This is a genomic window from Patescibacteria group bacterium (assembly GCA_041645165.1).
Classification (GTDB): Bacteria; Patescibacteriota; Patescibacteriia; order 2-02-FULL-49-11; family 2-02-FULL-49-11; genus 2-02-FULL-49-11.
In genome coordinates this window covers 66,886-78,994 of record JBAZQN010000006.1, presented here as the reverse complement: position 1 = coordinate 78,994, position 12,109 = coordinate 66,886, and the positions used below count along the sequence as shown (strand labels likewise).

8 protein-coding genes and 1 tRNA gene are annotated in these 12,109 nt (G+C 50.9%); 4 read left to right on the top strand and 5 right to left on the bottom strand.

The genetic code is table 11. The features are described from left to right. Positions 1–140: 140 nt before the first annotated feature. The gene (locus WC659_03355) at positions 141–701 is read right to left on the bottom strand and encodes a hypothetical protein (protein ID MFA4872943.1); all 561 of its coding nucleotides are present in this window, start codon (positions 699–701) and stop codon (positions 141–143) included. Between the two features lie 152 nt (positions 702–853). Continuing rightward, entirely contained in the window at positions 854–1,927 is a 1,074-nt protein-coding gene (locus tag WC659_03350; GenBank protein ID MFA4872942.1) for a DUF3048 domain-containing protein, read from the bottom strand. Between the two features lie 496 nt (positions 1,928–2,423). Here WC659_03350 and WC659_03345 point away from each other — a divergent pair, with 496 nt between their 5' ends. Beyond that, positions 2,424–2,741: a hypothetical protein gene (locus tag WC659_03345; protein MFA4872941.1), complete on the top strand. Its 318-nt coding sequence runs from the start codon at positions 2,424–2,426 to the stop codon at positions 2,739–2,741. A gap of 65 nt (positions 2,742–2,806) precedes the next feature. After that, the gene (locus WC659_03340; GenBank protein ID MFA4872940.1) at positions 2,807–4,132 is read left to right on the top strand and encodes a trypsin-like peptidase domain-containing protein; all 1,326 of its coding nucleotides are present in this window, start codon (positions 2,807–2,809) and stop codon (positions 4,130–4,132) included. Positions 4,133–4,252: 120 nt separating this feature from the next. Here WC659_03340 and glnA read toward each other — a convergent pair whose 3' ends face one another. From glnA to WC659_03325, 3 genes are all read right to left on the bottom strand, one after another. Next, the gene (glnA, locus tag WC659_03335) at positions 4,253–5,587 is read right to left on the bottom strand and encodes a type I glutamate--ammonia ligase (protein MFA4872939.1); all 1,335 of its coding nucleotides are present in this window, start codon (positions 5,585–5,587) and stop codon (positions 4,253–4,255) included. Between the two features lie 266 nt (positions 5,588–5,853). Continuing rightward, positions 5,854–7,062 carry an MFS transporter gene (locus WC659_03330; GenBank protein ID MFA4872938.1) on the bottom strand — a complete coding sequence of 403 codons (1,209 nt, stop codon included), beginning with the start codon at positions 7,060–7,062 and terminating at the stop codon, positions 5,854–5,856. Positions 7,063–7,307: 245 nt separating this feature from the next. Beyond that, positions 7,308–7,379: transfer RNA gene (locus tag WC659_03325), tRNA-Asn, on the bottom strand. A gap of 436 nt (positions 7,380–7,815) precedes the next feature. On the opposite strand from WC659_03325, the gene prfB reads away from it, so the two are divergent. Both prfB and WC659_03315 read left to right on the top strand, forming a co-directional pair. Continuing rightward, positions 7,816–8,922, top strand: coding sequence for a peptide chain release factor 2 (gene prfB, locus WC659_03320; GenBank protein MFA4872937.1), 1,107 nt, complete (start codon positions 7,816–7,818; stop codon positions 8,920–8,922). A 109-nt stretch (positions 8,923–9,031) separates the two neighbouring features. Beyond that, positions 9,032–11,578 carry a ComEC/Rec2 family competence protein gene (locus WC659_03315; GenBank protein ID MFA4872936.1) on the top strand — a complete coding sequence of 849 codons (2,547 nt, stop codon included), beginning with the start codon at positions 9,032–9,034 and terminating at the stop codon, positions 11,576–11,578. Positions 11,579–12,109: the final 531 nt, after the last annotated feature.

The following is a 12,109-nucleotide window of genomic DNA, read 5'->3' as shown; positions in this document are numbered from 1 at the left end:
CTGAAACGTGAAGTTGAAAAGCGATTACAAATCCTGTACGATACTCAAAAGCGCTGCGGTCGATCCCAATTTTAAATCCCCTCTACGGTAACAGTTTCTAATGATCTATATCGGTGATGTAAAAATGATTGAAAGGGGAATTATAGGATAGATTTCACTAGAAGGATTTTAACGCGATCCTCGAGTTCGCAATTTGCGATAATACGCGCGACAAAGCGGATCGTGTCCTTATCAGTGGTGAGGAAGATACTTTTTTGGAGTGGTTTGCAACCAATATTTAGTAAGATATTACGCAGCACATCGCGGAACCTTCGATATTTTTCTGGGATATCGAAAATGACGACATAGGAGCCTTCTTTAATTGTATCAATTGATTTGGATGGTATCGCTTTTTTTAACTTGGGAGAATATACAAGGCCAAATTTTAACCAGCCCTTCGGAGTAAGACGATACTGCTCGGCGCCTTTCTTACCGTGGATCATGGTAATGAGATCGGCCTTTTCAAGATTCCAGAGCGCTTTCCTCACGCGTTCGCGTTCGCGCCGGATGGCTGCACTTCGCCGTCGAATGAGTTTATAATGCTCATATTCATGTTTATATACCACCTGCCGCATAGAGCGCGGGAAATCAAACATATCCTCAAGTCCGGAGAGGAAACCAATGAGCTGTTCGGTGAGGGGGACAGAAGTGCGTAGAGACATAACACGGTTAAGAGAATGGTGAGTGGGTGGTATGGCTCAAATATACACTAAATAAAAACGTCCGTACATAGTACGATCGTAGCTAATGCGGACGTTTTTTTTTAACTGATTATTACTGGTATGTTGAAATACGAGGGGAAAATCTATGGAACTTATTGTATTGTTGAAAGTATTTCTTCGCGCATGGTGGCGGGGAGCACATCGATGAAGGTTTGCCCGGGCTTAAGCGCTATGGTGCGGCCGGTGATGGTGGCATAGACGGTGGGGCCGTCGCTGGAACGGGTCCAGCGGCCGTTGATCCTTTTTCCTTTCGTGAAGACCATTGCGTCTCCTGCGCCCGCATACGCAAAATCAATCAGCCCCAGTTTTTGCGGATCAGGGATATCTGCCATTTCCCTGAACTCAAGGATTATATTGGCAGGAGAGAGCGGCTTATTCGTTTCCGCATCGCGGTGCGGCTGGCCGCCGAGCACACGGGTGTATGTCTGCAAGGATTCGTCATATTGATAAGAAACCTTCATGGAAGCAAGGTTATAAGGAATGGTAAAGGAAGTGGTCGTAGGACCTTCGGGGGTGTTTGTGGTATAGGCCCAGCTGGGGAGCGCGGTAAGGTCGAGAGGCAATGCTTTATTTTCCGCAAGGGTTTCCAGCGCTACATAAGAGGCGAAGAGGTTGTGCGGCGGGGTTTGTGAGGTGCGCACAAACGCATTGCCGTTGGAGAATTCATCGAGATTATTAATGCGCGGAACCCCTGTTTTGAGCATTTCTAGTGCGTGTGTGCTGCCTCCTGAATGCGCGAAAACAGCATCCCAGTCTTGAGCCTGCCGGATAAAGTAAGGGCGAGCACTACGTATGGGCCCGATCCGGAGCGGCTGTTGAGAGGAGAAGAGCGCGAGCAGCCGCGTGACGCCGCCTTCGGTGAGCGTTTCATAAACGATATCAGCCGCTGATAAGCCATATTGAGGCCGCGCTTCCGGCGTATTGTCTATTACGACGGCGAAAGGTTTTCGGATCGGCGTTGTCGCAGGGTAAGGTAGACCTGTAAGGGGATGTGTGCCTGGAGAGACTTCTGGGAGCGGAGGAGTTAGCTCGTGCGTAATGGTTGAAATATTCTGCTCTAGAGTATTGTAGAAGAAATATGTGGAGAGATAATATCCTGCAAATCCGACCAGGCACGAACCGAAGGCTATGATAATGGTGATGATTATAGTGCGTTTTTGTAACATGGGTAATTTTATTGATGTAATTACTCACTCAACAGCCCTCGCCGCTTGGAATGCACAATTTTCTGCGGACGCGATCTCGCGGCCCTCGCGCTTATGCCTATCTGACACAGGCATAAGTCCTCGAAAATTGGCATTCCTTCGCGTCGAGTTGAAGATGGTGAGCAATTACTAATTTACGTTTGCGTGAAGGCAGGTATAGTATAGCGGAAAGCGTGGAGGGGATAAAACGCTTTACGGGTTAGAGGAGGGTTTGCTATGATAGGAGTACTATGCCCCGCAATACAACCATCCAGGAGGGAGGCTAACCTCATGAGCAGAAAATAAGATTTATGAGAGAGAGTATGGGTCAGAGTGTTGAGCGGTATCTTAAAGCCCCCTCACCGATCGCCAAACGTATCATTACACAAGATTATGCATCAACAACTCAAGGTCGCAACCATACAAATGAACACTACCATCCTCGCCATGTGTGGCGTTGGATGTTGATATATGAGGTATGCCGGATTTACCCGAAACGCAACGACTCGAAAAAATGGAACAAATACTCAAGGAGCATGATACCTTGTTGCGCGCGCTGTACGCAAATTCTGAAAAAGTGAGGAAGTATATTCTCTGGGGGCGGGTCATAAGCACGCTGTATCTCTTCTTCATCATTGCGCCACTTATTGCGGCGATTATTTATCTTCCCCCGCTCATAAAGCAGTACGGAAGCACTTACAAAGAGTTGTTGGATGTGAGCGGATCTCTGAAGAGCAGCGGGGGAATATTTGAGAATCTCGAGGGGCAATTAAAACAGTTTGAGCAAGGAAGGTGAACACTGAATAACACTGAATGGTACACTGAAGACTACTGAATATTGAATAGATACCTATGGATAGTATGAATAATCCAAACCTATCGCCACCCTCCCGCGCCGGCTCGCCTGCGCGAGCAGGCAGGACTGCGGTCGTGGTGGTGCTTATCAGTTTTTTTATTGGGGGCATAAGCGGCGGGATTGCCGGATATGCGGCCGCGCTTTTTTCCACTTCATCTATTTTTAACTTTCTTCCCTCTCCTCTGCGAGTATCCCGCAGTACCATACTGCAGGAAAGTGCTCAAGTGAGGAACGAGGGCGGTGCGCTGCCATTGTCAGGAGCGGATTTGAGCGAGGAAGACGCTACCACGGAGGTGGTAAAACGCGCATCACCCGCGGTGGTTTCCATTATCGTGACGAAAGACCTTTCAAAGGTTTATTCCAACACGCCATTTTCGTCGCCCTTTAACGATTTCTTTTTCCAGTTCCCCGGATTTCAGTTTAATCTCCCCCAATTCCAGCAACAGGCTCCGCAGGGCAAGCAGGAGGTGGGAGGCGGCACGGGGTTTGTGGTTTCGAGCGATGGCCTGATCCTCACCAATAAGCATGTGGTTGATGATACTGAAGCCGAATACACGGTACTTATGAATGACGGGAAGCGTTATACCGCGACTGTGCTCGCGCGCGATCCCGTGCTTGATCTCGCAGTGGTGAAAATTGACATGAGAAACCTCACGCCATTAAGCCTCGGCGATTCTGATTCCGTCAAGATCGGGGAAACCGTGATCGCGATCGGCAATGCCTTGGGCGAATTCCGCAATACCGTGACCAAGGGAGTTGTTTCCGGCATCGGCCGCACGGTGACCGCATCCGGCACCGCGGACGGGAGCGAGGTGATCGAGGGAGCCATCCAGACCGATGCGGCAATCAATCCGGGGAATTCCGGCGGCCCGCTGCTAAATCTCCAAGGCGAAGTAATCGGCGTGAATACCGCCATGTCGCAGGCAGGCCAGCTCATAGGATTTGCGCTCCCCATTAATGAAGCAAAACGCGTCATAGATTCCGTGGAAAAATACGGCAAAATTATACGTCCGTATGTGGGGGTGCGTTATGTAATGATTAATGAAGAGATAGCCAAAGCGAATCAGCTGCCGGTGCAAGAGGGCGCACTCATTACGAGAGGCGAGCAGCGCACGGATCTTGCCATAATGCCGGGGTCGCCGGCAGACAAGGCGGGATTGGTGGAAAATGATATTATCCTGGAACTTGATGGGCAAAAGGTGGATAAAGACAATTCTCTCGCGCGGCTTATCGCTGAGCACTCGCCCGGCGATACCGTGACGCTGAAAATTTTACATAAAGGCGAAGAGAAGGAAGTAAGGGTAAAACTCGAGCAGTTTAAGGAACAATAACAAAGTAGAAGCCAGAAGACGCCATCACTACGCCACTATACGCCAACCGCTCCGATTCAATATCGGAGCGGTTTCAATATTTCCGCGTAAGTCCGCGTGAAGTTCAGCGTCAGTCAGCGTTTACCTATTCATATACCTCTGTCGTTCCCATTTGGATACTTGCAGGAGGTGCTGTTCGCGGTACTCGGCGATGTCGGAATCGGCCGCTTCAAGGAATTTTTCATAGGCATGGGGGCCGAGCGTGTCGCGCACGATGAAGTCTTCCTTTAGGGCAGTAAGCGCTTCATTAAGGCTTGCGGGGAGCGTGGTGATATTTTTATGCGCGATATCATCATGGGTCAGATGGTAGATATTTTCTTCCACGGGCGCAGGTGGCGTCAATCGGTTCGCAATGCCGTCAAGCCCTGCGGAGAGCATGACGGCAAAGGTGAGGTACGGATTGCAAGACGGGTCAGGCGAGCGCAGTTCCACGCGGGTGGATGTTTCTCTCCCGGGACTTGTGCGCGGCACCCTGATCCAGGCGGCGCGGTTTATCTGCGCCCAACAGACAAAGATAGGCGCTTCATATCCGGGCACCAGGCGTTTGTATGAATTGACGGTGGGCGAGAGGATCGCGGAAAGCGCGCGGGCATGCCTGATTTGCCCAGCGACGAATGAATGCGCGAGGTCTGACAGCCGGTAGTGGCCATTTGCGTCGAAAAACGCATTTTCGCTGCCGCGGAAGAGGCTTTGGTGCGTGTGCATGCCGGAGCCGTTGATGCCGAAATAAGGTTTGGGCATGAAGGTCACCGCGAGATTGTGCCGCGAGGCTATGGAGCGGATGACATATTTCAACGTCATGACATTGTCGGCGGTCTGCACTGCTTCGCCGTAGCGGATGTCTATTTCATGCTGTCCTATGGCAACCTCGTGGTGCGCCGCTTCCGCAGGAATGCCCATGGCATGGAGCGCGATGATGACCTCTTTCCTGAATTCCGTCGCAAGATCCGTGGGCGCGGCGTCAAAATAGCCTGCGTGGTCATGAGGACTAAGATCCATGCCGCCGTCTTTGCGCTCCAGAAGGAAAAATTCTATTTCTGGGCCGGTATAATACGTAAATCCTTGCGTGCGGGCCCGCTGGGCCGCTTGTTTCAGGATCCAGCGCGGATCGCCGGGAAACGGCTGCTCTTCCTGATAGACGTCGCAGAGCATCCTGCAGGATTTGGTCGCGCCCGACGTCCACGGCAATACGGTATAGGTGCTGGTGTCGGGTTTCAGGATCATGTCGCTTTCGAAAATGCGCACGAATCCGTCAATCGAGGATCCGTCAAACCATACGCCTTTTGTGAGCGCGTGCGGCAATTCCGCTGGCGTGATCGTGATCTCCTTCAAGGATCCCGGCAGATCCACGAACTGGAGGTGGATGAATGAAACGTTATCTTCATTTACCCGTTTAATGACTTCTTCTGGAGTCATACAATGCCTTTCTCCATCATTCTTGAAAGCTCCCTCCAAAAGCGAAAAAAGAATGATATTAAGGGGAATAAAATGTTATTTATCTTACCACGAAAATACGTGAGTGTAAAAAATTTATACCACAACTACTCACTCACGCTCACTCGGCTCAGAAATACGCAATTTTTCTGCGGACGCGACCTAGCGTCCCTCGCGCCTAAATCCTCGAAAAATTGGTATTCCTTCGCTTCTGAGGTAAGTCAGTAAGCAATTACTCTATGTCCTTTTTATTTTTTGTCATTACACACTTCACTGATTACGTATTTTTGTTTAAATAACGGCGAAAAGAAGAAGAGGGATAAGGGCAACACGCCCACCACGAGCAGCGCCGCATTGAGCGAATGGGTTGCTATGAATCCGATGAGGGGATTTAAGATAACGAGCGCGAGTCTGCGGAACATGGATATGGAGGAAAGCACGGTAGCGCGCTTGTCAGAGGGGATATGGCGGTTCATAAAGACTGCGACGAATTCTGATCGCGTAAGGCCGAATCCTCCTGCAAAAATGATGAACAAAAGTATGGTAGGCAGGGAAGGGAAGATCGCCACCATGGCAAAGGGAATAGCAGTGAAGAGTGCGGTGGAAATAAGGAACCTCTTTTCCGTGCGGAACAGTTTCAAAAGGGAGGCGGCAGAGCGCATGATGAGGATCTCCGCAAAGGTGAGGATCATGTGGCCAATCCCAAAGTAGGCAATCGGTATATGGGCGCGCTGGAGGAGCGGCTGGTAATACCAGATGACGAAGTATCCAGCTGACGCCACCATGATGACGTCAAGCGCTAAGAGTTTGAGAGCGCGATGTTGGCAGAAAAACTGGAAGCCTTCTTTGATAATTTTAAGATAGCGGACGCTTTCCGATACTCTTTGGTGCACTTTCGGCTCGTGGAGAGATAAGGCGTACAAGGATGCAAGACCGAGTGGGAGCGCAGTGAAGAGCATGGGAGCATTCAGTCCCATGCGGGACGCGAGAAAGCTGCCTAAGGGAGCAGAGGTTAATATACCCGCTAATTTCCATGAATGGGCTTTTCCAAATACCTCGGTCGCCCTAGATTCTTGTTTTTGCTCTATCAGGGTATCGTAGATGAGCGCGTGATCGGCGCCGGAGGCGAGCGCGGCGCCAAGCGCAAAGAGGAACTCGCTCACCAAAAATATTTCGAATTTCGGAATGCTGCCATAGAGGAGCGCGCCGCCCATAGCCGCAAACGCACCAAGCGCCAAAGAGTATTTCCTTCCCAGGTAATCCGCCACCGCGCCGGTCGGTATTTCTAAAATAAATATCCACAACATGAACCATGACTGGAGTATTTGAACCTGGAAAAGGGTAATGCCGCCCCAGTCAGTGAAGAAGGGGACGAGCACTGCCGAGAGAAAGAAGAGGTCTCTGAGGAAGTTATAGGTGTAATAGCGATGGATGGTGTGAGCAAGCGTATCCGGCATAGATTTCCTTCATGCATCAGTGGATATATCACAGTAGCGTGGCAGTTTAACTGCCACCCACGTGGTCGGAGACAAGCTCCGACGCTACTATAGATAATTCTACTCTGGGGGCGCCCGATCGAATGATCGGGCGAACCTGCCAGGGGTGCCTCGAGATAAACTCGGGGTAAAGATTCTTTATGAAGCAACTCCGGGGGCAGGATTCGAACCTGCGAAATCCACGTTAACCCGCCTGCCTCAACGGACTCTGGGGGGAGGAATCGAACCTCCACTAACTACGTTAACAGCGTAGCGTTTTACCATTAAACTACCCCAGAGTTCGGCGGGCAGGCAGCGTGGCGTTGTACCACTCAACTACCCCGGAAAAATCAAGACCCCCGTCCCTTATTGAGGGGCGGAGGCTGTGCTGGCGTAAAGTGTGGGAGAAACAGAAAGGGCGCGACCAGCTTCAGCTCCGCGCATAAGTATTATTATTGATGAGATGCATCATCTGTTTCATGTTTTTATACTAACGTATCTGAAAAATGGAGTCAACCCTTATAGTTGTTAGTATTCAGTGTTTTCCAAAATAAGCGAGTTATAGACACCACCCCTTGTCCCCTCCTTACTAAAGGAGGGGATGGGGAGGTTTCCTTTGGGGAAAGGTGAATAGTTACTTATGGTTATGATGTCCGTTTTGTGATACGTTTACGTCAGACGTATCCGTTGGACGAGACGGGTTTCGTTGCCGTAACCCCATTACGAACATTAAGTATGAACGAACTTATTGACCGCATTAGGAATTTAAAAGGCAAGATTGAGCGCACATGGGCGTTTTTGAATTTGGACGAGAAGCAGAAAGAGATACGGGAGCTCGAGGCAAAGACCTTAAAGCCTGATTTTTGGATTGATCAGGCAGTGGCGCGGAAGGTATCACAGGCGCTTGCGGGAATGCAGGAAGAACAGAAAGAATGGGAGACGCTGCGCAATGGCACGGATGAATTGCTTGAGTTTGCGGATTTGGCCATGAGGGAAAAGGACGTTTCAGTTGAGGAAGACGTGGTGAAGAAACTGGCAGATTTGGAAGATGCTTTCTCGAAACTGGAATTCCATGTATTGCTTTCAGGTCCGCATGATCGGAAGAACGTCATCATGGCGCTCCATGCGGGCACGGGCGGCGTGGACGCCATGGACTGGACCGGAATGCTCCTGCGCATGTATTTACGCTTCAGCGAGAAAAGGGGCTGGCGGGTCACCGTGCTCGACGAATCGCGGGGGCAGGAAGCGGGGTACAAAAGCGCGCTGCTGCGGATAGAGGGCGCCTACGCGTATGGGTATTTGAAGTCCGAAGCCGGCGTGCATCGCTTGGTGCGCATTTCTCCTTTTGACGCCGAAAAGATGCGGCATACTTCTTTTGCCTTGGTGGAAGTATTGCCGGAGCTCGAAGAGATAGAAGAGATGAAGATCGAGCCCGGTGATCTGCGGATAGACACATTTCTTTCATCCGGCCATGGCGGGCAGTCAGTGCAGACCACGTATTCTGCCGTGCGTGTGGTCCATATCCCCACCGGCATTACCGTCTCTTGTCAAAATGAGCGTTCACAACTTCAAAATAAGGAAATTGCAATGAGGATTCTTGCCTCCAAACTCAAAGCCTTGGAAGAAGCAAAAAGGGAAGAAGAAAAGCAGCTTCTGCGCGGTGAGTACACGGAAGCGGCATGGGGCAACCAAGCGCGCTCCTACGTGTTGCAGCCGTATAAGCTGGTCAAAGACCATCGGACGGAGTATGAGACAAAGCAGGTTGATGAAGTTCTCGATGGTTGCTTAGATGATTTAGTGGAAAGTTATCTTAAACTGTCTCCAGGGAGTAAATCCCAATAACCAATTTCCAAATCCTAATAATGACCCAAAATCCAAATCCAAAATTGGTCATTGAGTCATTGGGATTTTATTGGTCATTGGATATTGGGGTTTGGGATTTTTCATATTTATGTTCCGCCGCTCCACCATTATCTTTACCCTTGCGGCAGCGTTTATTGCAGGCATTGCTTTTCGGTCGTGGATAGCCATACCTTTGCTGCTCAATTATACTTTTGGTTTATGCGGCATTGTCATTATCGTGCTCGGGAGGAAAGGCAGAATGCGCATTCTGGGCGCCGTAATTCTTGTTGCTGCCATTAGCATGGGGAGGTTGGCGGGGGCGCTCCAACCTCCTTCTCTTTTTGACGTTTCTCATTTTGCGGGAGTTGAGGTGACGCTCACTGGGATTGTGGCAGCCAATCCCGATATGCGGATGAGGACGACGCGCGCAGTAGTCAGCGCGCATGAGGTGGCGGTGAACAATGAGCGTCGTGCCGTGACTGGAAAAATATTGGCAACTGTGCCTGCGGTCGTGGAGTATGAAACAGGGGACGTGGTCCAATTCAGATGCGTGGTGAAGAAACCGGAGCCATTCAATGATTTTGATTACCCTCGTTATCTTGCCAAAGACGGTATTTACTCATTGTGCCCGTATCCGGAGGTCATTTCCCATACTGCAGGAAAACGCAGCATCAGATGGGCGCTTAGCAGGCTGAAAAGGGATTTTATTACATCATTGGCAAGAGTGATACCGGAGCCTGAAGGCGCATTCTTGTCCGCACTCCTTACCGGCGCACGAGGCAGAATTCCGGAATCGGTGAATGATGATTTTACCCGCACCGGCATCAGCCATCTTATTGCGATCTCCGGCTATAATATCACGATCATTGCGACGGGGATCCTCGGATTGCTCACGCTGTTCGTGCGCAGGCACATCGCTTTTCCTTTTCTGGTTATCATCATAAGTGGTTTTACCGTCTTGGTGGGCGGAAGCGCGTCCGTGGTGCGCGCCGCGGTGATGGGGCTCATGCTGCACGCCGCGTATGTGAGCGACCGGATGTATAAGCCGCTGTCAGGCTTGACGCTGGTGGCCGCCGGGATGCTTCTCTTGAATCCAAGGCTTTTGCGGGATGATCTTGGGTTTGATTTATCATTCTTAGCGACTGTGGGTATTCTCTTAGTGAGCCCTCATCTCATGCGCCGTCTCGCCTTTATCCCCGAGCGATGGAAATTGCGCGAAATCATTGCGCTGACCTTAGCCGCGCAGGTGACCACCTTGCCGCTCTTGGTAGGCAGTTTTGACCGAGTGTCCGTCATATCTCCGATTGCGAATCTCATGCTCGTGCCATGGGTGCCATTCTTGATGGCGATTGGATTCATCGCAGGCATCGTAGGCGTGTTTCCTCTTGCGGGAGAAGCGGTAGGCGCGATGGTGTGGGTTATGGCGCATGCGTTTCTTGCGGTTGCGCACGCACTCGCTCAAGTGCCGGGCGCCGCATTGCAGGTGCCTTCATGGTCGTGGACTGCGGTGGTCGCGCTGTATGCGCTCGCAATCATCGGCTGGTGGCAGAGGAGGTTATTGGTTCTCCTTTGGGGTAATTTTAAACAGCGCTATCGCGCACGCTTCTTTGCCCCCTCTCTCATGAAATCGAAAGAAACGATCGCAGCACAGTCAATGGAAATTGCCCTCGTGCCGATTGACGAATCGCTGTTCCGCGAACCGGTCATCATGTTAGAAGAGAAGGGGAAAAAGGATCAACCCGCACGCGCGCAGGAACCTTATTGGAAAAAAATAATACACGGGATCGAAGCGCATCGCTTCCCTATTGCCATCGGCGCGGTAGCCCTTCTGTTTCTCGCGTATTCTTTTCCCTTATACCTGCGCAGCAAGAAATTGGAGGTTACGTTTTTCGACGTCGGGCAGGGAGACGCGGCGTTGATTAATATTCCCCGAGGACAGCAAGCGCTCATTGACGGGGGGCCGGACGCGGGCATTTTAAGCAAACTCGGCAGCGCCCTGCCGTGGTGGGACCGCACGATCGAGTATGTAGTGCTTACTCATCCGCACACGGATCACGTGACAGGCTTAGTGGAAGTGTTGAAGCGCTATAAGGTGGAAAAAGTAGTGATGACAGGCGTGGCGCACACGACCGATGAGTATCTTGCGTTTTTAGATGAAGTGCGGGGGAGAAATATCCCCGTGCAGTTTGTGGCTTCAGGCGATTCGTTTGAATTAGGAAACGGAGAATTCAGTGTGCTCGCGCCGCAGGAGGGTTTGGAAGGGATACGCGTTGAAGAGTTAAACGGCACTTCCGTGGTCCTGCGTTTTGCCTACGGAGAATCGTCATTTCTCTTCATGGGCGATGCGCCGGTTGCAATGGAGGAAGGGATACTTGCGGCGGGTGAGTGGGATTTGGAAAGCAATGTGCTGAAAGTGGGCCATCACGGAAGCTCGGATGCGAATTCAGAGGAATTTATTAATGCGGTCGCGCCCCAGTATGCTGTCATATCCGCAGGCAAAGATAATCCTTACGGTCATCCGTCCTTGCGTACCGTGAAGCGATTAGAGCGCGCCGGCGCCACGGTGCTCCGCACGGATGTGCGGGGGGATGTGAGATTTACTAGCGACGGACTAAGTTTATACGGTCCTCTCCCTAGAAAGGAAGAGGTTAGGTGAGGGTGTCAGGTTAAGGAATTTGACAAGGTAAGTGGATATGCTAGGATAGGGATGATAAAATTAAATTTGCTCCTCCTTAACACTGCTGGTGGGTCACCAATGACGAGCTGAAAGTTCGTAAAGGGTTAGTCATCTGGTGGCCACCAGAATATTCGAGCCATAGATTGCGAGCCCTTGCTCGCAGGATGTGGCCTTAACATAGATTGTCCTCGGAGTTGATGCAACAGGTTAGTGTGCACCTGTTGTGAATGTGAACATTCGCCGAGGCAGCGCTCCGGACGGAGCATGACCACCCGTGGTGCTGTTATTTGACAAGCACCACCGTTCCGTTCGGAGCAAAAATTTGGGGGGCCAGTGCCTCCCGCCCGTCGAAAGACCCTGCTACCGCAACCTAGGAAAGCAACTGAGTATCTCTCTACAGTACAGCCCACTTTGCGTAGCAGGGCTGAATTTTTTCTTGACGTTGCATCCTTTTTCTTTTTTATGCTATCCTTATTCTAGATTCATCCGGTCATTCGACCGGATGCCCGA